The organism is Mesorhizobium sp. B2-3-10, from assembly GCF_006442275.1.
GTDB lineage: Bacteria > Pseudomonadota > Alphaproteobacteria > Rhizobiales > Rhizobiaceae > Mesorhizobium > Mesorhizobium australicum.
Map to the genome: position 1 here is coordinate 25,721 of NZ_VFVT01000009.1, position 20,973 is coordinate 46,693.

Here is a 20,973-nt window from a genome sequence, read left to right on the forward strand (position 1 = left end):
GATTCATGTTTCGGTTGCTGCTCGCCGCCAATGATCGCGCAAGCCGGGAGCGTTCTTGCCCGGCGTATTAGACGATCAAGGTGCGTTCCCGATGAAAAGAGTTCTGTTTCCCTTGCTCGGCGCCGTGGCTGTGTTTGCCGCCGGCGTCACACCCTCAACCGCCAACGACCGTTATGCCGACAGACCGCCGGTGATGGTGAGCCCCGACCTTTCCGCGCCCTGGGTGCTGCAGCTCGGCCATGCGCCCGGAATCGTGCGGCAGAACCGACAGGCCGTGCAGCAGCAGCCGCGCCAGCGCACCGCGCAGCCGGCACAGCCCGACAGCGTACAGACGGCCGCTGTGCAGGCGCCTGCAAAACGCATGGTCATGCGCCGGCAGATCAACCCCGTCTACCTGCCGCAGGAAGTTGCCTATGACGGCGCCCAGAAGCCGGGCACCATCGTCATCGATACCACGCAGAATTTCCTCTATCTGGTCGAGAAGAACGGCAAAGCGCGGCGCTACGGCGTCGGCACCGGCAAGCCCGGTTTCGAATGGTCGGGCACCCACAAGATCACCAACAAGCGCGTCTGGCCGGACTGGCGTCCACCGGCCGAGATGATCAAGCGCGAAGCGGCCAAGGGCCGATACCTGCCGACCTATCTGGCCGGCGGCATGGAAAACCCGCTCGGCGCGCGCGCTCTCTATCTCGGCACGACCGAGTACCGCATCCATGGCACCAACCAGCCCTGGACGATCGGCGGCGCGGTATCATCGGGCTGCATCCGGATGCGCAACGAGGACGTGGTCGACCTTTATGAGCGGGTCAATGTCGGAACCACCGTCGAGGTGATATAGTGGCAGCGAATCAGCCGGTTAAGCAGTGCTGAGCAGGTTTTGGCGCGCTGTTGCCCTTAAGTCATAGCGTACTTTTGGAAGACGTGCTTAGACTGGCAACGAGTTAACGGGGGACGGGCCGTGTGGGGATACGGCCAGTCACGAGAGGGCAGCACGGGTAACCGGGCTGCCCTTTTCGTTTCACGGTGCGACAGGTCGCCCCGGAGGCACGGTGTTTCGTTTTCAGGGCTGATTTCCGGGCCGTGCTCTGCTATTGCAGTGCACAATTTCCCCACCAAAGGTTCGAACCATGTCCCTGTCCGACGACAGCCGCTATCTCAGGGGCGGCCCGGTTGCCCAGCGCATCATCGCCGCCGTGCGCGAGGACGCGACCATTGCCAAGGCCGAGGGCTTTCCGCCCAAGCTGATCTCGATCACCGTCGGCGATACCGACGCCGTCGACGTCTATGTGCGCAACCAGCGTGCCAAGGCTCAACTCGCCGGCATCGATTTCGAGGAACGGCGCTTTCCCGCGACGATCACCTCAGGTGAACTCGAAGCAGCCATCCATGGGCTGAATGCCGATCCGCGTGTCACCGGCATCATCATCCAGCGGCCGGTGCCGGCGCATATCCCGATCAAGATGCTGCAGGCGGCCGTGCATCCGCTGAAGGACGTCGAGGGCATGCATCCGGCCTCGATCGGCAACATCGTGTACAACCAGCTCGATCTCGCACCTTGCACGGCGGCCGCCTCGGTCGAACTGCTCAAGGAAACCGGCCTCGACCTCAAGGGGCTGGAAGTGGTCATCGTCGGCCATTCGGAAATCGTCGGCAAGCCGATCGCCTTCCTGCTGATGAGCGAAGGCGCGACGGTGACGGTCTGCCATCATATGACACGGTCGGTCGCTGCCCATGCGCGGCGCGCCGATGCGCTGTTCGTCGCCGTTGGCAAGCCACGGCTGATCAAGGCCGACATGGTCAAGCCGGGTGCCGCCGTGATCGACATCGGCATCAATTCGGAGGTCGGACCGGATGGCACGAGCCGCATCGTCGGCGACGTCGACACCGACAGCGTCAAGGAAGTGGCCTCGTGGATCACGCCGGTGCCGGGAGGCGTCGGTCCGCTGACGGTGGCGATCCTGCTGCGCAATACCATGGTCGCGCTCAGCCGCCAGCGCGCGCTCTACGAGGCGACCTACGGCACGTCGGACAGGCTTGCGGCGGAATAGCGCCCGGCCTACTCCGCAGCGACCAGGCTCTCATCCAAAATGCCATCCGGCCTCGGCCCGCCATAAGCCCAGTCGAGCAGTTTGATCGTGTGCACCACCGGCATGCTGGCGGCGGATGCGATCTGCGTGATGCAACCGATATTGCCGGTGGCGACGATCGAGGCGCCGGTCGCCTCGATGTTTTTCACCTTACGATCGCGCAGCCTGGCCGAAATCTCGGGCTGCAGGATATTGTAGGTGCCGGCCGAGCCGCAGCAGAGATGGCCCTCGCGCGGCTCGCGCACAATGAAACCGGCCTTGGCGAGCAGCTCCTTCGGCTGCCGGGTGATCTTCTGGCCGTGCTGCATCGAGCAGGCCGAATGATAGGCGATGACCGTGCCCGGCTTGCGCACCGGTTCAGGGAGCTCGAGACTTGCCAGGTATTCGGTGATGTCCTTGGCCAGCGCCGACACGCGCGCGGCCTTGTCGGCATAGGCCGGATCGAGCCGCAGCATGAAACCGTAATCCTTGATCGTCGTGCCGCAACCCGATGCGGTGATGACGATGGCGTCGAGCCCGCCCTGCTCGATGGAGCGTGTCCAGGCATCGATATTTTGCCTGGCCGAGGCAAGGGCGGCTTCTTCCCGCCCCATGTGATGAACCAGGGCGCCGCAGCAGCCCTCGCCCGGTGGCACCACGACCTCGACACCGAGCCGCGTCAGCAGCGAGATGGTGGTGTCGTTGATGGCGGGGTCAAGCACTGATTGCGCGCAGCCGGTCAGGATGGCGACACGGCCCTTTTTCGCCCCCTGCCCGGCATGGATACCCGGTAAAGCCATCGGCGAGGCCGCCGGGATCGATGCAGGCGCGAGCTTGAGCATCGCGGCGAGCGGCTTCAGTGCAGGAATCTTCTCGAACGGGCCGATGAAAGGCTTGCCCAACCTCGCAAGCTTGAGCGCGGCGCGGAAGCGTTGGGGATAGGGCAGCACGAAGGCCAGCGTGGCACGGGTCAGCCGGTCGAGCAGCGGCCGCTTGTAGGTTTCCTGGATATGGGCACGAGCATGGTCGACCAGATGCATGTAATTGACGCCTGATGGACACGTGGTCATGCAGGCCAGGCAGGAGAGGCAGCGGTCGATATGGGTGACGATTTCCTTATCGGCGGGACGGCCGTTTTCCAGCATGTCCTTGATCAGGTAGATGCGCCCGCGCGGCGAATCGAGCTCGTTGCCAAGCGTCACATAGGTCGGGCAGGTGGCGGTGCAGAAACCGCAATGCACGCATTTGCGCAGGATCTTTTCGGACTCGGCGACATCAGGGTCGGCAAGCTGGGCGGGCGAAAAATTGGTCTGCATCTCTGATGTCCTAGGCCATGCGGCCGGGATTGAGGATGTTCTTCGGGTCGAATTCCTGTTTCAGGCGCTGGCTGAGCGCCGCCAATGCCGGCGCCTGCGGCTCGAACACCGGCAGCGCGACACGATGGGTGGGAGCGGCGCGCACCAACGTCGCGTGGCCGCCGCCATGTTTCCGCAACAGCCCTCGAAGCAGGGTGGCTTCGGGATCGCCCTCCTCCATGCGCAGCCACACCAGCCCGCCCTGCCAGTCGTAGAAGGCACTGACGGCGGCCTGCATGCGTAGGGCCAGAACCATCTGGTGCCCCTGAGCGGGCGTCATCGAGACCCGCCAGACCGGCTTCTCGCTGCCGTCAACGAAGGGCCTGATATCGCGCACGTCGCGCCAGATTGCCTTGGAGGTCTCACCGGAAATCTCTTCCAGCGGCCCGGCTTTGCCGAGCAGGGTCTTCAGCGCGGTGATGCGATAGGCAACCGACGGGCCAAAGCCCTCGACGCGCAGCAGCGTGGCGGCTTCACTGCCGAGCATCCCGCCGGCAACGCGGGCGGCGATGCGCTCCGGCAGATGGGCAGCACTCGATACTTCCGCGCTGGAACCAAGGGCCAAGGCCATGGCGGCGCAGGCTGCATCATCGAGCAGGCCACGGACAGCGAGCGTGACTTCGGTCTCGGCCGCGGGCAGCACCTTGAAGGTGACGTCGGTAAAGACGGCCAGCGTGCCCCAGCTGTTGGCCATCAGCTTCGACATATCGTAGCCGGTGACGTTCTTGACCACGCGGCCGCCCGACTTGAAAGCTTCCCCCCGGCCGGAGACGACGTTGATGCCCAGGATATGATCGCGCGCGGCGCCCGCCTTCAGCCGGCGCGGACCGGACAGGTTGGCGCCGAGCACGCCGCCGATGGTGCCTTTGCCCGGCTCGCCGCCGTGCAGCGGGCCGTAGTCCATCGGCTCGAAGGCGAGTTGCTGGCCGTTTTCAGCCAGCAGCCTTTCGATCTCGGCCAGCGGCGTGCCTGACTTGGCCGACAGCACCAGTTCTGCGGGTTCATAGAGGGTCACGCCCGAGAGTTTCGACAGGTCGAGCGTGTGCTCGGTCTGCAACGGATGGCCGATGCCGCGCTTGGAGCCATGGCCGAGAATTTCGAGCGATGCTTCTTCTGCCGTCGCCCAGGCAACCGTGGAGAGGACTTCGGCTGAAGTGGTGGGGGTGAAGATGGTCATGCACGCGTGCCCTTCCTCTGCCCCGCAAAGCGGGCGAGAAGTGATAGGTCGCGTTTCTTCACACCCCCCTCTGTCCTGCCGGACATCTCCCCCGCAAGGGGGGAGATCAGATGCCGCATCGGATTTCGCCAACATCCAATGTCTGTTGAACGGCGAGATGCCGGAACTGCTAATCTCCCCCCTTGTGGGGGAGATGTCCGGCAGGACAGAGGGGGGTGTTCAAGCGCCAACATGTCCCTCAAAACCTCGGAATGTCGGGAAAGGCCACCTGCCCGCGATGCACATGCATGCGCCCCAGTTCGGCGCAGCGGCGCAGTTGCGGGAACACCTTTCCGGGATTGAGCAGATGGTTGGGATCGAAGGCGCACTTGACGCGCATTTGCTGGTCGAGGTCGACCTGGTTGAACATTTCCGGCATCAGGTCGCGCTTCTCGACCCCGACGCCATGTTCGCCGGTGAGCACGCCACCGACCTTGACGCAAAGCCTCAGAATGTCAGCGCCAAAGCTTTCGGCCTTGTCGAGTTCACCAGGCACGTTGGCATCATAAAGGATCAGGGGATGCAGATTGCCGTCGCCGGCGTGAAAGACATTGGCGACTCCGAGGCCGTATTTTTCCGACAGCTCGCGCATGCCGGCCAGCACGCGCGGCAACTCCTTGCGTGGGATCGTGCCGTCCATGCAGTAGTAATCGGGCGAGATGCGGCCAACGGCGGGGAATGCCGCCTTGCGGCCCGCCCAAAAACTCAGCCGCTCCTGCTCGGACTGCGAGATGCGGCAGGTGGTCGAGCCGTTGCGAATGGCGATCGCCTCGACCGCCGTAATGAGATGATCGACCTCGACGCCCGGCCCGTCGAGTTCGACGATCAGCAACGCCTCGACGTCAAGGGGATAACCGGCACGGACGAAATCTTCCGCCGCATGGATCGCCGGCCGGTCCATCATTTCCATGCCGCCCGGAATGATGCCGGCGCCGATGATGTCGGCCACGCATTGGCCGCCCTGCTCGCTGGTCGGAAAGCCGATCAGCAGCGCCCGCGCCGTCTCCGGCTTCTTCAGGATGCGCACGGTGACCTCGGTGACGACGCCGAGCAGACCTTCCGAACCGGTCATGACGCCGAGCAGGTCATAGGCTTCCGCATCGAGGTGGCCGCCGCCGAGCCGCACCACCTCGCCATTCATCAGGACCATCTCGATGCCAAGCACATTGTTGGCGGTGAGGCCATATTTCAGGCAGTGCACGCCGCCGGAATTTTCGGCGACATTGCCGCCGATCGAGCAGGCGATCTGGGATGATGGGTCGGGGGCGTAGTAGAAACCCTCCTGCTCGACGGCGGTGGTGATGCCGAGATTGGTGACGCCCGGCTGGGCGACGACGATGCGATTGGGGAAATCGATCTCGATGATGCGGTTGAAGCGGCTCATGACCAGCAGCACCGCGTCTTCCAGCGGCAGCGCGCCGCCCGACAGCGAGGTGCCGGATCCGCGCGGCACGACGCGGATGTTGCGGTCGTTGCAGTATTTCAGCAGACGGGAAACCTGCGCCACCGTCTCGGGCAGGACCACGACCAGCGGCACTTGCCGGTAGGCAGTCAGGCCATCACTCTCGAAGGCCCGCATTTCATTGGCCGCGTCGACCACGCCCTCGCCCGGTACGATGATGCGCATGTCGGCGACGATTTCGCTGCGCCGGCGCAGCGTCTCGGCGTCTGGCTTGGGCATGGCAAGGCCGGACATCGGCGCTTCCTCCACTCAACTGGTAAAAATGATTTACCAGCTAGGGGCATTTGTTGCAAACCTTGCTTTGATGGCATCCGGGGCGGATGCAGGCAAGGCTTCCGCAGCGGCAATCTGCCGCTGCACATCCATCGCGCTTCGAAGCTTGGCGCGGTCTATTCGGCCGGATGCTTCGCCGGCTCGGAATGCATCTGTCGCACCCTGCGCACGCCCCACCAGACCAGCAGGATGGCGACCGGCACCGATGCGGCGGTAACGACCTCCGGCGCGAAGGCGTGGCCAAAGACCGACGCGCCCTTGGCGACATAGCCGATGAGGCCCACCACATAGTAGGAGACGGCGGCGACCGAGAGCCCTTCGACGGTCTGCTGCAGGCGCAGTTGCAGCCGGGCGCGGTTGTTCATCGAGGCGAGCAGATCGCGGTTCTGCTTCTCGACCTCGACATCCACCCAGGTGCGCAACAGCGTGGTGGCACGGGTCAGCTTTCGCGACAGATTGGCCTGGCGCTCCTCGACCGAGCGGCAGGTGCGCATGGCTGGCGCCATGCGCCGCAGCAGAAAGCCCGCCCAGGTGTCGTAGCCCAGCACTGGCTCCTCATCCAGTGCCTTGAGCCTTTCAGTGACGATGCCGTCATAAGCGCGACTGGCGCCGAAGCGGTAAAGGCTGGAAGCGGCATCAGCCTCCAGTTCGGCGGCAAGCTCCGTCAGGTCGGCGAGCAGCGTCTGGCTGTCGCGGGTCTCGGCAACTTTCATTTCCAGGGTCGTCTGTGCCAAGCGATCCTCGATGCGGCGGGCGCGGCTGGACAAGGTGAGCGCCAGCGGCAAGCCGAGCATGGCAAGCGTGCGGTAGGTCTCGATGTCGATCAGCCGCTGCGACAGCGCGCCGGTGCTGGCCGGGGTCAGACCACGATCAAGCACCAGCATGCGGGTCATGCCATCGCCGTCCTGGCGGAAGTCGGTGACAATAGCCGCGCTGCCGCGCTCGACGAGCGAGTGACAGAGGCTGGTCGGGTCGAAGCCGGCGATCAGCCTCTCGTTCGCCTGCGTCCACTTGCGGATCTCGAGCCGGATGCCCGAGATGACGGTTCCCGGCGGCGAAAAGCCATTGCCGAACGGCGAATCCTCTTGCCCCCGGCCATTCTCGGCCAGCGGTCCTTCCCAGAGATAGGTCGAGAACTCCGTATGCCGCTCCCAGCGCAGGGTGCCCTTGCCCCATTTCATGGCGTGGTGGCGGGCATGACGCTCGGGGGCGGCGATGCCGAGGCGGCGCGACAGTTCCGAAAGCACGGCATGGTCGACCGGGGAGCCTCCTTCGGTCATGAAGGAGAGCTGGACGAGGACACGCGGCTTCTCGACGAGTGGATGCGGACGGGCATGAACCTCGCCGAGCGCGCCGGGCCGGCCTTCATGCGCCGGAAAGCCCATGACGCTGCCTTGGCTGCGCGACTGGAATTCAAGATTGGACGTCTCGTCCGACACGTCTGGTCCCCCTGGTTTCGACCCTTCGTGCAATGGTGCCGTCTTGCGGCAATCGACAAGGGACGTAAACAGCAAAGTTTAGCGCGAGGCGACGTGCCGGCGCGATGCGAAAATCGACCGAACCAGGCGAATTGGATAAATAATTTGACCAGTTGGCGACAGACGCTTTAATCTGCGCGACATTCATTCCATCCCCAGGCGCTTCCTTTGAGCGATATTTTCTCCAGGATCGAGCATTCGCGCACCGCCGACGAAGTCGTGCAGCAGATCGAAAGCCTCATCCTCGAAGGCGTCCTGCGCACTGGCGACCGGCTGCCCGGCGAGCGCGAACTGGCGCGCCAGTTCGATGTGTCGCGGCCCATCCTGCGCGATGCGCTGAAGGCGCTCGAAGGACGTGGGTTGCTGACGACCAAGGCCGGCGGCGGCACGCATGTCGCCGACATTATCGGCCAGTTGTTTACCAAGCCGGTGGCGGACCTGATCTCGACGCATCGCAAGGCGGTGACGGACTATCTGGAGTATCGCCGCGAGGTCGAGGGCATAGCCGCCGAATACGCGGCACGGCGTGCCACACCCGAAGACCTCGCCCTGCTCGACCGCATCATGGCGCGCATGGATGAGGCGCATCGCACCGGCGACTTCGACGACGAGGCGGAAATCGACGTTGAATTCCACCATGCGATCTGCGAATGCGCACACAACATCCTGCTCTTGCACACGCTGCGCTCCTGCTACCGCCTCTTATCGGAGGGCGTGTTCCAGAACCGGCTGCTGGTGTTCACCGTGCCGGGCGCGCGAGAGGCGCTGCTGGCGCAGCACCGGGCGATCCACACTGCGGTCAGGGCTGGCGATCCGGCCGCCGCCCGCCAGGCGGCGATGGACCACATGACCTATGTCGAGCGCTCGATGGCGGAAGCCGAGCGCAGCGGCGACTGGCAACGCGTGTCGCGGCTGAGGCTAAGACAGCGCTCGGAAACCGGCGGCAGCGAACCAGCGCGTAGCCGCTCCTAGTCAATTTGATCAAGCGGGGACCATCATGAGCGACATTCTCACCATCGCAGACCTCAAGGATCTCGCGCGCCGGCGCGTGCCCAAGATGTTCTTCGACTATGCCGACTCCGGCGCCTGGACCGAGAGCACCTACCGGGCAAACGAGGAAGACTTCCAGAAGATCAAGTTCCGCCAGCGCGTGCTGGTCGACATGAGCAACCGCTCGCTGGAATCGACCATGATCGGCCAGAAAGTGTCGATGCCGGTGGCGCTTGCGCCGACAGGCCTGACCGGCATGCAGCACGCCGACGGCGAGATGCTGGCAGCGCAGGCGGCTGAGGAATTCGGCGTGCCGTTCACGCTTTCGACGATGAGCATCTGCTCGATCGAGGATGTCGCGTCGGTGACGAAGAAACCGTTCTGGTTCCAGCTGTATGTGCTGCGCGACAAGGATTTCGTCCTCAATTTAATCGACCGGGCGAAGGCGGCGAAGTGCTCGGCGCTGGTGCTGACGCTCGACCTGCAGGTCCTCGGCCAGCGCCACAAGGACGTCCGCAATGGGCTTTCGGCGCCGCCCAAGATGACGCTCGCCAACATCGCCAACATCGCTGTGCGGCCTGGCTGGTGGATGGGCATGGCTGGCACGAAGCGCCGTACCTTCCGTAACATCGTCGGCCATGCCAAGGGCGTCGGCGATGTGGCTTCGTTGTCGTCATGGACGACCGAACAGTTCGATCCGCACCTGTCGTGGAAGGACGTCGCCTGGATCAAGGAGCGCTGGGGCGGCAAACTGATCCTCAAGGGCATCCTCGACAAGGAGGACGCGCTGATGGCAGCCAACACCGGCGCCGATGCCATCATCGTTTCCAATCATGGCGGCCGCCAACTCGACGGCGCATCGTCCTCCATCATGGCGCTGGAAGAGATCGCGGATGCGGTCGGCGACAGAATAGAAGTGCATATGGACGGCGGCATCCGCTCCGGCCAGGATGTGTTGAAAGCACTCTGCCTGGGCGCCAAGGGCACCTATATCGGCCGGCCGTTTCTTTACGGCTTGGGCGCGCTCGGCAAGGAAGGGGTTACCAAGGCGTTGGAAATCATCCGCAAGGAGATGGACATCACGCTGGCGCTGTGCGGAAAACGTCTGGTCACCGACATGGGCAAGGACCAACTCCGGCGCTAAGGCCGTGACATCTGACCACGGAGATACCAGAACCTTGGCGGAACCCGGCATCCATTTCCTCGACGCACGCGGGCCGGATGGCGTGCGTCTCTACGCGATCGGCGACGTGCATGGCCGGCTCGACCTGCTGGCCGCCATGCACGGCCAGATCGAGGCCGAGATCGCCAGGGACCTGGTCGCGGACTGGCGCATCATCCATCTTGGCGACTATGTCGATCGAGGGCCCGACTCCAAGGGCGTCATCGACTTCCTGATCGAGGCACGCGAACGCGATCAGCGAAACATGATGCTGGCCGGCAACCACGACCTCGGCTTTCTCGACTTTCTCGAGACACCCGACCCCGAAGGGCTCTTCATCCGTTTTGGCGGCATCCAGACCGCGCAATCCTATGGGGTGACGATCAACAACGGCAGCGGCATTTGGTTCGGCAAGGCCGAGTCAGCCATGCGCAAGGGCCACCAAGCCTTGCTCGCAGCCGTGCCGCAAAGCCATATCGACTTCCTGCGGTCGCTGCCGTTCTCGGTGACGTCAGGCGACTTCTTCTTCTGCCATGCCGGCATAAGGCCAGGCATTGCGCTGGAAAAACAGAATATCCAGGACCTGATCTGGATCCGTGACGTCTTCCACGATCACGCCGGTCTCCTCCCGAAGATCGTGGTGCATGGCCACACGCCGGTCCCCGAGGCGGAAGTGATGGCCAACCGCGTCAATGTCGACACGCTTGCCTGGCAGTCAGGCATGCTTACCGCGCTCGTCGTGGACGGCGCGGACAAACGCATCCTGGAAATGTCGATAAAGGAACCTTGAGGCCCCGGCGACCAAGGGCGCGAGGATACTGGCGCGAGGAATACTCGCGCGAGGGATGCCTGGGCTTTAGCGCAGGGAGGCGGTGACGCCGTAGCCGTCGACCGCATTGTGGTTGTTGGCGGCATCGGCGGCATAGATACCAAGGCCGCAAAGCACGATGGCGGACAGCATGGCAAAGGACAGAAGAGCTGCTTTCACGGAGGTCATCTCTTGTTGAGCTTTCTGCATCTGTGCACGAGGCGGTTACCAATGCGTTGAAACGGAAAAATCGCTTCAAAGTTTCGACGATTTCGCGCTTCTAGGCGTGTTCTGTATCGATGGTGTGTCGCACGGGTCACACAAAAGGTTCATCCCGGTTGCACAGCCGATATAGCGCGCGCCTTCTAGGATAGCGGGCGGACACAAGCCAAGGATGAAAGGGTTTTCCCCAGACGGATTCCGGCCCACGTGCCAATTATGTCACGCGGTAGGACGCGGAAGCGAATGCTTAGATCGTCGCCACCCAGGCGCGGGCGATGGCGAGGCCGGCAGCATCGGCATCAGGGCCGTTGCGGGCCATTTCGTGCTCGAGCTCGCCGGCCCAGTCGGGATGGCGCCCGGCAATGGTCGGGGCGAAGGAGGAACTCCAGTCCTTCACCAGCGGCCGGTCGGCCTCGAAATGGAACTGGAAGCCGTAGACAGCGCGGCCGACGCGAAACGCCTGGTTTTCGGCGACATCGTTGCCGGCGAGCCGCACGGCGTCGTCCGGCAGCTCGAATGTATCGTCGTGCCACTGGAAGATCGGGAATGTTTCCGGCAGTGCAGACAGCACTGGGTCGGCCTTGGCATCCGGGGTCAACGACACGCCGCGCCAGCCGAATTCATTGGCGCCGCCAATGCGGTTTTCGCCGCCAAAGGCGCGGGCGACGAGTTGACCCCCGAGACAGATGCCGAGCACTGCGCGGTCCTTGCCGGCAAAATCGCGGGTCAGTTCCAGCAGCGCCGGGAAATAGGGATAGTCTTCGTCGTCCAGTGCATTCTGGCCACCGCCGAGCACCACCATGGCATCATGGCCGGTTGCGTCCCGTGGCAGCGCATCACCCTTGTAGGGAAGGCGCACATCGAGATCGGCACCCGCTTCCGCGAGCGCCGCGCCAACCTGGCCAAGGCCGGTATTGTCGAAGTTCTGGACCACCAGCACCCGCATGGCAAACCCTGCTGACATGAAAACGAGGAAACCAGCGATATCATGCCGCCAGTATCGCAGCCAAGATGCGTATCCCAGGAGAAAACCATGCCACTGCAGAACCGGGTCGATCCGTTCGGCGCCATTCATGCCGTGCCGGAGCGCGGCCTGTTCACCGGCAATCGCGGCATCATCCACGACCCCGCGACAAAGACGCTCCTGAAAAAGCGCTGGGCGCTTCAGGCCTGGATCATCTGCGTGTGCCAATTCCGCAATGTGCGGCGCGAGCCGATGGGCCGCAACCGGGCCGATGGCAAGGCCGGCTGGACCGAACTGTTCTTCCTCGACGAGGTGACGGCGCTCGCCGCCGGGCATCGTCCCTGCTTCTTTTGCCAGCGCGAACGAGCCAGGGATTTTGTCAGGCGCTTCGGCCAAGCCTTCGTCATTGCCGAGCCGCGCGCGCCGCAGGTGGACAAACGGCTGCACAAGGAGCGGTTGGCGTCGGGTGGCAAACGGCCTGCCGTCGCGATGGACGCGCTTGCCCGCCTGCCCGACGGCGCGATGATCGCAACCGGCGGCAGCACCTACGCCTTGTGCCACGGCAAGGCGTTGCCATGGTCTTTTGCCGGATACGGCCCGCCTACCAGCCTGGGTCGGTTCGAGGACGAGACGCTGGTGCTGCTGACCCCGGAAACGACGGTTGCCATCCTGCGTCACGGCTTTCAGCCTGTGTGGCATCCCTCCGCCAAGGCTTGACGCCGGCGGCCGCCTCGCCCATTCCTCGGCCATGCGCGCCAACTACAAGATGCAACGTCTGTTCGTGCCCGACGACCTCGGACTGGACATCGAGGTCGAACCCGGCCAGCAGCAGAGCCATTATCTCCTGCATGTGCTGCGGCTCGCCGAAGGCGCCGAGATCCTTGTCTTCAATGGCCGCGACGGCGAGTGGTCGGCCGCGATATCAGCGAAATCGAAGCGCTCGGTGCGGCTGAAAGTGCTGGCGCTGCAAAGGCCGCAGCCGCCTTTGCCTGACCTGGTCTATTGCTTCGCACCGCTGAAGCAGGGCCGGCTGGATTATCTCGTGCAGAAGGCGGTCGAGATGGGCGCCGGCGTCCTGCAGCCGGTCATCACCCAGCACACGCAGGTGGCCAAGCCGTCGCTCGATCGCCTGCGCGCCAATGTCGTCGAGGCTGCCGAACAATGCGGCATCCTGGCGGTGCCAGAAGTGCGCGACGCGGAAAAATTCGAGCGCCTGCTGACCGGCTGGGACAAGGAACGCCGGTTGATCTTCTGCGACGAGGACGCCTCGACCAACAACCCACTGCCAGCATTGCAGACGGTGAAGGAGAAGAAGCTCGCCCTGCTGGTCGGGCCCGAGGGCGGCTTTTCCGACGAGGAGCGCAAGATGCTGCGCGCGCTTCCCTTCGTGACCGCCATTCCGCTCGGGCCGCGTATCCTGCGTGCCGACACGGCGGCCGTGGCAGCGCTTGCGGTGATGCAGGCAACAATCGGCGACTGGTAGTGCTCTGTCTCTTGCAAGAGGTGTTTGCTGGGCGTGGCCTTCAATTCCTCTTGACCTGTGGCTCAGGATTTTTCGCTTGATCGGCTACTGACATTTCGTCCATTTAGCGCCGGCGGTGGTCCAACCGCCTTTGAGGGCTTGAGAATGGCGCGCGACACAACCGATTTCCGGCCCATCGAAGGCATAGACGAGCTTGTCGAGCACCTGGCCGAAGGCAACAAGCCGCGCGAAAAATGGCGCATCGGCACCGAGCACGAGAAATTCCCGTTCTATGTCGATGGCAACGCACCGGTGCCCTATGGTGGTGAGCGCGGCATCCGCGCCATCCTTGAAGGCATGCAGAACAAGCTTGGCTGGGATCCGATCATGGATGACGGCCGCATCATCGGCTTGGTCGAACCGACGGGCCAGGGGGCAATTTCGCTCGAGCCCGGCGGCCAGTTCGAGCTTTCCGGCGCGCCGCTGGAGACGATCCACCAGACCTGCCGCGAGGGCAACGCCCATCTGGCGCAGGTGCGCGAGATCGCCGAGCCGATGGGCATCCGCTTCCTCGGCCTCGGCGGCAGCCCGAAATGGTCGTTGGCCGAGACACCGAAAATGCCGAAGTCGCGCTATGAGATCATGACGCGCTACATGCCCAAGGTCGGCACCAAGGGCCTCGACATGATGTACCGCACCTGCACGATCCAGGTGAACCTCGACTTCGAGAGCGAGGCCGACATGCGCCGCAAGATGCAGGTGTCGCTGAAGCTGCAGCCGCTGTCGACCGCACTGTTCGCCAACTCGCCCTTCACCGACAGCCGGCCGAACGGGCTGCAGAGCTGGCGCGGCGACATCTGGCGCGACACCGACAACCAGCGCTCGGGCCTGCTCGAATTCTGCTTCTCGCCCGATTTCGGTTTCGCCGACTATGTCGAATGGGCACTCGACGTGCCGATGTATTTCGTCATTCGCGATGGCCGTTATCACGACATGACGCATATCACCTTCCGCCAGTTCATGGCCGGGGCCGCGCGCAATGAAGTGCCGGACGGGCTGCCGACGATGGGCGACTGGGCGAACCATCTGTCGACGCTGTTCCCGGACGTGCGGCTCAAGCGTTTCCTTGAAATGCGCGGCGCCGATGGCGGTCCCTGGCGGCGCATCTGCGCGCTGCCGGCCTTCTGGGTCGGGCTGCTCTACGACGAGGTGGCACTCGACGCGGCCGAGGCGTTGACGTCGAGCTGGACCTACAAGGAAGTCCTGGCCATGCGCAACGCCGTGCCGGAGCTCGGCATTGCCGCGCCCTTCCGCAACACGACGTTGCGCGAGGTCGCCCGCGACGTCATGGCCATTTCGCGCACGGGGTTGAGGAACCGCGGCAAGAAGAACCGTGACGGCTACGACGAAACCTCGTTCCTCAACACGCTCGACGAGGTCGTGGCGCGCGGCACCACCAGTGCGGAGGAGATGCTGTCGGCCTACCACACGCGCTGGGGCGGCTCGATCGAGCCGGTGTTCATGGAGTATGCCTATTAACCGCGAGCCATGGCGGGTGGCAAAAGTAACTTCAATCGGGCGCTGAAACGAATTAGGCTCTCTTTCGAGGATTTCCCGGAGGAGAAGCCGATGCCTACCTTGTTCGACATGCTGGCGCAGGCCCAGAACGGCAACGGCATGCAGGCGCTTGCCCAGCAATACGGGCTTTCGCTGCAGCAGACGCAGGCGGCGGTCGCCGCACTGCTGCCAGCCTTTTCACAAGGGTTGCAACGCAACACCGCCGATCCCTATGGGCTCGGCGCCTTCATGACGGCGATGGCAAGCGGCCAGCACGCCAAGTATTTCGAGGACGCCACGCGCGCCTTCTCGCCGCAAGGCGTCGACGAGGGCAACGGCATTCTGGGACATCTGTTCGGTTCGAAAGACCTGTCGCGCGCCGTGGCCAGCCAGGCCGCGCAGGCGAGCGGCGTCAGCCAGCAGATCTTGCAGCAGATGCTGCCTGCTATCGCCTCGATGGTAATGGGCGGACTGTTCAAGCAGACGACAAACCAGATGCAGGCAGCGGCTGGTCTTGGCGGCGGCGGCAACAATCCACTGGGCGAGATCATCGAGCAGATGATGCGGCAAGGCGGCATGCAGGCGCCAGCGCCGCAACAGCGCCAGGCGCCACCGCCTCAGAACCCCATGGACAACCCGCTCGGCAAGGTCTTGCAGGACATGTTCGGCGGCGGCTCACCGCAGCCGCAAAGCCAGCCGCAGCCGGCGCCCAATCCTTATGGCGACAATCCGCTCGGCAAGGTGCTGCAGGACATGTTCGGTGGCGGCGCGCCGCAGCAACCACAAAGCCGGCCCCAGCCCCAGCAGACACAGAGCCCCTACGGCGACAACCCGCTGGGGAAAATCTTCGAGGAGATGCTGCGGCAAGGTGGAGGCGGCGGCCTCGGGATGCCCGGCGGGCAGCCGGCGCCGCAACCTCAAGCGCCGCAACCGCAGCAGCGCCAAGCACCACAGCCCCAAGCCAATCCGAGCGGACGGCCACGGAACCCGTTCGACGACATTTTCGGCAAGATGTTCCAGACCGGAGCCCAGCAGCGCGACGAATACCAGAAGGGCGTGGAGACGATCTTCGACCAGTTCAAGCGGGACATGGACCGGCGGTAGTCGCCCGGCCTTCGGTAAACCTTAAAGGAAAAGCCCGGTCCTTGGGAGGACCGGGCAGCGTGCAGGCAGGCCGGCGGGGAACCGGCAGGGAGTGGGGAGCCTGCAGAACCTTGGTCGCGCTGAACCGTGAAAGGGTTCAACGCAACCGAAGCTGAACCAATCAGGCCACCTTGCGGGCGATTTCCTCGATCGTTTCCACGCGATCGCTGGCGATCTCACGCAGGATTGCCGTCGGGTCACGGCCAAACGACACGTCGATTGCAACATGCAGGTCGGCGCGCGTGAGGCCGATATCGGCGAGTTCTGCATCCGACATCTCGCCAAGGCGGTAGAAGGCGCGGCGGTTTTTCCAGGCGCGGTAGGTGTTGGAGACAATGTTGGCCACGCGCGTCGCAACAGCCGGACGCGAGGTGATGCGCGAGGTCTCGGTGGCGAAATCGATCGTGGTCATATCGGTCTCCTTCAGACTCGAACGGACGAAACCCGACGATCGGCGCTGGCGACAGCGGCCGTTCCGGTCTCAAATACAATTTTAGAAATGCATGTCGTCGTCTCAAAACCGGTGTCCACTTTTGGGCGACATGCATGGCTTTCACTTGGACAATGCCAATTTGCCATCGACCGATTGATTAATCCAACGAATGTTTCTAATCTTTAATATCAACAGTAGTGATGGATTGGACCGATGAAAGCGCCGCTCGATCTCGATCAATTGCAGACCTTCATCTCGATTGCCGATACCGGCAGCTTCACCCGCGCTGCGGAAGAAGTGCACCGCACCCAGTCGGCGGTGTCGATGCAGATGCGCCGGCTGGAGGAGCGGATCGGCAAGCCGCTGTTCGAGAAGGAGGGGCGCTCGAACAGGCTGACGGAGGAAGGCGACAAACTGCTCTCCTACGCAAGGCGATTGCTCTATCTCAACCGCGAAACGCTCGCAGCCTTCGATGACCAGAGGCTCGAAGGCACGATCCGCATCGGCACGCCTGACGATTATGCGGACCGTTTCCTGCCCGAGATCATGGCACGGTTCACGCGCTCCAATCCGCGCGTCGAACTGACCGTCATCTGCGAACCGACGCCGGGGCTGGTCGAGCACATCAAGCGCGGCAATCTCGACCTAGCGCTGGTGACGCACAATGATGTGCGCGGCCAGTCGGAGGTGGTGCGGCGTGAACCGCTGCTCTGGGTCTCCTCGGCCAACCATGCGACACATGAACAGGAGACGCTGCCGATGGCCTTCGGCCGGCCGAACTGCATCTGGAGGCGCGCCGCGGTCGACGTGTTGGACCAGCAGAACCGCGACTACCGCATCCTGTTCACCAGTTTCTCGGCGACCGTGATCACCGCCGCCGTGCTGTCGGGGCTGGCGATCTCGGTGCTGCCGGAATGCGCGCTCAGGCCCGGCATGCGGGTGCTGGGCGAGGCCGACGGCTTCGGCGCCCTGCCCGACTGCCGCATCGGCATCATGCGCGGCCAGACCTCGCGGCCGGAGATCGTCGATGCGCTTGCCCGCCACATCTCGGAAAGCCTGGACAACATCTCCGTGCCGCTCGGCGAGGAGACGGGGACGTTCGATTTCGCGGCCCTCGCCTTTGCCAAGATGAAGCGAAGCAAGCCGAACCAGATCCTGCCGGGCTGGTAAAAAGCGGGTCATGACTATCGGGCCTGACACGGCCGCCTTGACGTCGGCGTCCAACCGGCCCCCAATCGACCGATGAGCGAAGCAGCATCCGAATCACGCACCAACGCCACCGAATACACGGTGAGCGAAATATCAGGCGCGCTGAAGCGCACGGTCGAGGACGTCTTCGGCAATGTGCGGGTGCGCGGCGAAATCTCAGGTTATCGTGGGCCGCATTCCTCCGGCCATGCTTATTTCGCGCTCAAGGACGACCGTGCGCGGCTCGACGCCGTGGTCTGGAAAGGCACGATGAGCCGGCTGAAATTTCGTCCCGAGGAAGGGATGGAGGTGATCGCCACCGGCAAGCTCACCACCTATCCCGGCAAGTCCAATTACCAGATCGTCATCGACAATCTCGAGCCGGCCGGCGCCGGGGCGCTGATGGCGCTGCTGGAGGAACGCAAACGCCGGCTGCAGGCGGAGGGCCTTTTCGATGCGGTGCGCAAACGCCGGCTGCCGTTCATGCCACGCGTCATCGGCGTGGTCACCTCGCCGACCGGCTCGGTCATCCGCGACATCATCCATCGCATCAAGGACCGCTTTCCACTGCATGTGCTGGTCTGGCCCGTGCGGGTTCAAGGCGACACGGCGAGTGCGGAAGTGACCAATGCCGTCACCGGTTTCAACGCGCTGGCATGGGACAGCCCCATTCAGCGCCCCGATCTGCTGATCGTGGCGCGCGGCGGCGGCAGCCTGGAAGATCTGTGGGGCTTCAACGACGAGGCACTCGCCCGCGCGGTCGCTGCCTCGGACATTCCGGTGATTTCGGCTGTCGGCCACGAAACCGACTGGACGCTGATCGACCTTGTCGCGGATGTGCGGGCGCCGACACCGACGGGCGCGGCCGAAATCGCCGTGCCGGTGAAGGCTGACCTCGAAGCGACGCTGGCCAGCCTCGGCGCGCGGCTCAAGGCCGCCGTCTTGCGCAATTTCGAACGCAAGCGGCAGGCAGCCCGTGCGGCGGCGCGTGCGCTGCCCTCGCCCGATCAATTGCTGGCGCTGCCGCGCCGGCGCCTGGACGAGGCGACATCTAGGCTCGGTCGTGGCCTGATGGTTTCCACCGAGCGCAAGCGGGCGCGATTCTTCGCTGTAAAATTGACGCCGGCAATGCTGTCGCAGCGGATTGCCGAAGCGCGGCGCACCAACGACCGTAGCCTTTTGCGGGCGCAAGGGGCGCTGCGCACTCTGGCCAGAAGCCGGCGCGCGGAACTCAATCGTGCCGCGGATCAGTTGCCAAAATGCGCCAAGGCATCGCTGCAGCGGCACAGGCAGCAATTGGCTTTGCTGCAGGGCCGCATCACGATCGAGCCGACAGCCCGGCGCCAACGTGTGCAGAGGGATCTTCTGACGGCTTTGACGAGACGCGGCGGCCAGGCGATGCTGCTCAGGCTGGAGCGGTTGCGCGGCCGCATCGTCCAGGCCGACCGGCTGATGGCGACGCTTTCGCACAAGGCCGTCCTGGCGCGCGGCTTCGCGCTGGTGAAGGATGCCGACGGCGCGGTCATCAAGCAGGCCGCCGAGGTGGCGTCGGGGATGGCGCTGTCGCTGGAGTTCGCCGATGGCACGGCGGATGCGGTGGCAACCAGTGGCGCGGCGCGGCCAAAGCCCGTGGCCAGACCGGCGGCAAAGGCAAAGGAACCCGGCAATCAGGGATCCTTGTTCTAAGAGCATGATCGACAATCCGCACCATCTGGCAACGCCGTCCGGCAAGCCGCGCGCGCGAAGCTTCGCTATCGGCTTCGACGGAACGCCCGGGCCGTTCAACGCGATCACCGACGTGCCCGGCGTCGCTGTAGGCTATGCGACGCTGATATCGGGCGATGGTCCGCTTATCGTCGGCAAGGGGCCGGTGCGCACCGGCGTGACCGCAATCCTGCCGAGGCCGCGCGCCGAATTGGCCACCCCGGTCTTCGCCGGCATTTTCAGCCAGAACGGCAATGGCGAGATGACCGGCTCGCACATCATCGAGGAAACCGGCGCCTTCAACTTCCCGATCACCATCACCAACACGCATTCCTGCGGTGTTTCGCGTGACGGCACGCTGCGCTGGATGAACCGGGTGCTGCCGGCCGCGATCGACAGCGCCTGGGGGCTGCCGGTGGCGGCGGAGACTTATGACGGATTTCTCAACGACATCAACGGCCACCATCTAACGTCGGAGCACGTCGCCGAAGCCCTTGACGGCGCCGCCGGCGGACCGGTCGAGGAAGGCAGCGTCGGCGGCGGCACCGGCATGATCACCTTCGGCTTCAAGGCAGGGTCCGGCACGGCCTCGCGCATCGTCGCATGGCAAGGACGCGCCTACACGGTCGGCGCCTTCGTGCAGTCGAATTTCGGCAAGCGGCATAATTTCACCATTCGCGGCCTGCGCGCCGAGCCCGAACTCACCGAACCGGCGATCCGCGAAGCCACGTCGCGCGCGGAAAAGGGCTCAATCATCGCCGTCATCGCGACCGACGCGCCTTTCCTGCCGCATCAGATGAAGCGATTGGCGCGCCGTGTGCCGCTCGGCGTCGCCTTGACGGGCGGCTTCGGCTATCACAGTTCGGGCGATATCTTCCTCGCCTTCTCGACGGCCAATCCCGCCGCGGCGCTGGGGCTGTCCGGCCGCATCGCCAGCGCCGATTTCATCCCCGATACAGACATCGACCCGTTCTTCGATGCGGTGATTCAGACGGTGGAGGAATCCATCCTCAACGCTCTTATCGCCAATGACGACATGACCGGGCGCGACGGCAATTTCGTGCCGGCGCTGCCAAAGGCCTGGCTGGAAGAAAAGTTTGGCTGAGAGGAATGGCTGAGACGAAAACGCGGGCCGAAGCCCGCGCGTTTCGAACAGGTTTGACCCGCAGTTATTCCGCGGCTTTGCTTGAGGCCTGCTGGTTTTCGTCGGCCTCGGCCGCTTCCTCGAGCCGGGAAGCGATCAATTCCTGGATGTCGCCGACTTCCTCCTGGATGTCCTCCAGCGGTATGCCGACCTCGGCCGCCTTGGCGGCGCATTCGCGGGCCAACGTCTCGGCCTGCTTCTCGATCCTGGCGTGGGACTGGCAATGGACCTTTTCGCCGATCCATCCCCGCAAGAACTCGATCGCGTGTTCACTCATACTGCTGTTCCCTGGCGGCAAAGCCGGTTGGTAATCATATGCGTCGGCATCCCGCGAAGGATGCATGTT

Annotated in this window: 20 protein-coding genes; 12 read left to right on the forward strand and 8 right to left on the reverse strand. The window is 64.1% G+C overall.

The window, feature by feature from the left end; translation table 11 throughout:
• The first annotated feature begins 91 nt into the window (after nt 1–91).
• The gene (locus FJ943_RS24160) at nt 92–838 is read left to right on the forward strand and encodes a L,D-transpeptidase (protein ID WP_140660870.1); all 747 of its coding nucleotides are present in this window, start codon (nt 92–94) and stop codon (nt 836–838) included.
• 289 nt (nt 839–1,127) lie between these two features.
• A complete protein-coding gene (locus tag FJ943_RS24165) occupies nt 1,128–2,048 on the forward strand; it encodes a bifunctional 5,10-methylenetetrahydrofolate dehydrogenase/5,10-methenyltetrahydrofolate cyclohydrolase (RefSeq protein ID WP_015316504.1) in 921 nt (306 codons plus the stop codon).
• 8 nt (nt 2,049–2,056) lie between these two features.
• Here FJ943_RS24165 and glcF read toward each other — a convergent pair whose 3' ends face one another.
• From glcF to FJ943_RS24190, 4 genes are all read right to left on the reverse strand, one after another.
• Nucleotides 2,057–3,382, reverse strand: coding sequence for a glycolate oxidase subunit GlcF (glcF, locus tag FJ943_RS24170; RefSeq protein ID WP_140725617.1), 1,326 nt, complete (start codon nt 3,380–3,382; stop codon nt 2,057–2,059).
• Nucleotides 3,383–3,392: 10 nt separating this feature from the next.
• Nucleotides 3,393–4,598: an FAD-binding protein gene (locus FJ943_RS24175; RefSeq protein WP_140725620.1), complete on the reverse strand. Its 1,206-nt coding sequence runs from the start codon at nt 4,596–4,598 to the stop codon at nt 3,393–3,395.
• A 238-nt stretch (nt 4,599–4,836) separates the two neighbouring features.
• Nucleotides 4,837–6,333: an FAD-linked oxidase C-terminal domain-containing protein gene (locus FJ943_RS24185; protein ID WP_140725623.1), complete on the reverse strand. Its 1,497-nt coding sequence runs from the start codon at nt 6,331–6,333 to the stop codon at nt 4,837–4,839.
• A 155-nt stretch (nt 6,334–6,488) separates the two neighbouring features.
• Complete coding sequence (locus FJ943_RS24190; protein ID WP_140725626.1) at nt 6,489–7,811, reverse strand: DUF3422 family protein; 1,323 nt, start codon at nt 7,809–7,811, stop codon at nt 6,489–6,491.
• A 207-nt stretch (nt 7,812–8,018) separates the two neighbouring features.
• Between FJ943_RS24190 and FJ943_RS24195 the strand changes: the two genes are divergently transcribed.
• The 3 genes from FJ943_RS24195 to FJ943_RS24205 are packed head-to-tail and all read left to right on the forward strand — an operon-like array spanning nt 8,019 to nt 10,792.
• Nucleotides 8,019–8,822, forward strand: a complete 804-nt coding sequence (locus tag FJ943_RS24195) for an FCD domain-containing protein (RefSeq protein ID WP_015316499.1) — start codon at nt 8,019–8,021, stop codon at nt 8,820–8,822.
• 25 nt (nt 8,823–8,847) lie between these two features.
• Entirely contained in the window at nt 8,848–9,984 is a 1,137-nt protein-coding gene (locus FJ943_RS24200) for an alpha-hydroxy acid oxidase (protein ID WP_015316498.1), read from the forward strand.
• Between the two features lie 34 nt (nt 9,985–10,018).
• The gene (locus FJ943_RS24205; protein ID WP_140660907.1) at nt 10,019–10,792 is read left to right on the forward strand and encodes a metallophosphoesterase; all 774 of its coding nucleotides are present in this window, start codon (nt 10,019–10,021) and stop codon (nt 10,790–10,792) included.
• A gap of 66 nt (nt 10,793–10,858) precedes the next feature.
• On the opposite strand, the gene FJ943_RS30190 is transcribed toward FJ943_RS24205, so the two are convergent.
• Nucleotides 10,859–10,990, reverse strand: a complete 132-nt coding sequence (locus tag FJ943_RS30190) for a hypothetical protein (RefSeq protein ID WP_013893872.1) — start codon at nt 10,988–10,990, stop codon at nt 10,859–10,861.
• Between the two features lie 289 nt (nt 10,991–11,279).
• Nucleotides 11,280–11,978 (reverse strand): GMP synthase, encoded by a 699-nt coding sequence (locus tag FJ943_RS24215; protein ID WP_015316496.1) that lies wholly within the window; start codon nt 11,976–11,978, stop codon nt 11,280–11,282.
• An 87-nt stretch (nt 11,979–12,065) separates the two neighbouring features.
• On the opposite strand from FJ943_RS24215, the gene FJ943_RS24220 reads away from it, so the two are divergent.
• The 4 genes from FJ943_RS24220 to FJ943_RS24235 all read left to right on the forward strand — a co-directional run bounded on the left by FJ943_RS24220 (nt 12,066) and on the right by FJ943_RS24235 (nt 16,119).
• On the forward strand, nt 12,066–12,713 hold the full coding sequence (locus FJ943_RS24220; protein ID WP_015316495.1) for a hypothetical protein: 648 nt from the start codon (nt 12,066–12,068) through the stop codon (nt 12,711–12,713).
• Nucleotides 12,714–12,744: 31 nt separating this feature from the next.
• Complete coding sequence (locus FJ943_RS24225) at nt 12,745–13,479, forward strand: 16S rRNA (uracil(1498)-N(3))-methyltransferase (protein ID WP_015316494.1); 735 nt, start codon at nt 12,745–12,747, stop codon at nt 13,477–13,479.
• A gap of 144 nt (nt 13,480–13,623) precedes the next feature.
• Nucleotides 13,624–14,997 (forward strand): glutamate--cysteine ligase, encoded by a 1,374-nt coding sequence (locus FJ943_RS24230; RefSeq protein ID WP_140725629.1) that lies wholly within the window; start codon nt 13,624–13,626, stop codon nt 14,995–14,997.
• 90 nt (nt 14,998–15,087) lie between these two features.
• Nucleotides 15,088–16,119 (forward strand): DUF937 domain-containing protein, encoded by a 1,032-nt coding sequence (locus FJ943_RS24235; protein WP_140715552.1) that lies wholly within the window; start codon nt 15,088–15,090, stop codon nt 16,117–16,119.
• A gap of 160 nt (nt 16,120–16,279) precedes the next feature.
• Here FJ943_RS24235 and FJ943_RS24240 read toward each other — a convergent pair whose 3' ends face one another.
• Nucleotides 16,280–16,570, reverse strand: a complete 291-nt coding sequence (locus FJ943_RS24240; RefSeq protein ID WP_140725632.1) for a DUF1127 domain-containing protein — start codon at nt 16,568–16,570, stop codon at nt 16,280–16,282.
• Between the two features lie 234 nt (nt 16,571–16,804).
• On the opposite strand from FJ943_RS24240, the gene FJ943_RS24245 reads away from it, so the two are divergent.
• From FJ943_RS24245 to FJ943_RS24255, 3 genes are all read left to right on the forward strand, one after another.
• On the forward strand, nt 16,805–17,761 hold the full coding sequence (locus FJ943_RS24245) for a LysR substrate-binding domain-containing protein (RefSeq protein WP_140614583.1): 957 nt from the start codon (nt 16,805–16,807) through the stop codon (nt 17,759–17,761).
• Between the two features lie 72 nt (nt 17,762–17,833).
• Nucleotides 17,834–19,465 carry an exodeoxyribonuclease VII large subunit gene (gene xseA, locus FJ943_RS24250; protein WP_140725635.1) on the forward strand — a complete coding sequence of 544 codons (1,632 nt, stop codon included), beginning with the start codon at nt 17,834–17,836 and terminating at the stop codon, nt 19,463–19,465.
• A gap of 4 nt (nt 19,466–19,469) precedes the next feature.
• On the forward strand, nt 19,470–20,588 hold the full coding sequence (locus FJ943_RS24255; RefSeq protein ID WP_140725638.1) for a P1 family peptidase: 1,119 nt from the start codon (nt 19,470–19,472) through the stop codon (nt 20,586–20,588).
• Nucleotides 20,589–20,652: 64 nt separating this feature from the next.
• Here FJ943_RS24255 and FJ943_RS24260 read toward each other — a convergent pair whose 3' ends face one another.
• Nucleotides 20,653–20,904, reverse strand: coding sequence for a DUF768 domain-containing protein (locus FJ943_RS24260; protein WP_015316487.1), 252 nt, complete (start codon nt 20,902–20,904; stop codon nt 20,653–20,655).
• Between the last annotated feature and the right edge of the window lie 69 nt (nt 20,905–20,973).

Coding starts and splice junctions, on each gene's coding strand:
- FJ943_RS24160 (WP_140660870.1), top strand. CDS start 92: ATGAAAAGAGTTCTGTTTCCCTTGCTCGGCGCCGTGGCTGTGTTTGCC.
- FJ943_RS24165 (WP_015316504.1), top strand. CDS start 1,128: ATGTCCCTGTCCGACGACAGCCGCTATCTCAGGGGCGGCCCGGTTGCC.
- glcF (WP_140725617.1), bottom strand. CDS start 3,382: ATGCAGACCAATTTTTCGCCCGCCCAGCTTGCCGACCCTGATGTCGCC.
- FJ943_RS24175 (WP_140725620.1), bottom strand. CDS start 4,598: ATGACCATCTTCACCCCCACCACTTCAGCCGAAGTCCTCTCCACGGTT.
- FJ943_RS24185 (WP_140725623.1), bottom strand. CDS start 6,333: ATGTCCGGCCTTGCCATGCCCAAGCCAGACGCCGAGACGCTGCGCCGG.
- FJ943_RS24200 (WP_015316498.1), top strand. CDS start 8,848: ATGAGCGACATTCTCACCATCGCAGACCTCAAGGATCTCGCGCGCCGG.
- FJ943_RS24215 (WP_015316496.1), bottom strand. CDS start 11,978: ATGCGGGTGCTGGTGGTCCAGAACTTCGACAATACCGGCCTTGGCCAG.
- FJ943_RS24220 (WP_015316495.1), top strand. CDS start 12,066: ATGCCACTGCAGAACCGGGTCGATCCGTTCGGCGCCATTCATGCCGTG.
- FJ943_RS24225 (WP_015316494.1), top strand. CDS start 12,745: ATGCGCGCCAACTACAAGATGCAACGTCTGTTCGTGCCCGACGACCTC.
- FJ943_RS24230 (WP_140725629.1), top strand. CDS start 13,624: ATGGCGCGCGACACAACCGATTTCCGGCCCATCGAAGGCATAGACGAG.
- FJ943_RS24235 (WP_140715552.1), top strand. CDS start 15,088: ATGCCTACCTTGTTCGACATGCTGGCGCAGGCCCAGAACGGCAACGGC.
- FJ943_RS24240 (WP_140725632.1), bottom strand. CDS start 16,570: ATGACCACGATCGATTTCGCCACCGAGACCTCGCGCATCACCTCGCGT.
- FJ943_RS24245 (WP_140614583.1), top strand. CDS start 16,805: ATGAAAGCGCCGCTCGATCTCGATCAATTGCAGACCTTCATCTCGATT.
- xseA (WP_140725635.1), top strand. CDS start 17,834: ATGAGCGAAGCAGCATCCGAATCACGCACCAACGCCACCGAATACACG.
- FJ943_RS24255 (WP_140725638.1), top strand. CDS start 19,470: ATGATCGACAATCCGCACCATCTGGCAACGCCGTCCGGCAAGCCGCGC.
- FJ943_RS24260 (WP_015316487.1), bottom strand. CDS start 20,904: ATGAGTGAACACGCGATCGAGTTCTTGCGGGGATGGATCGGCGAAAAG.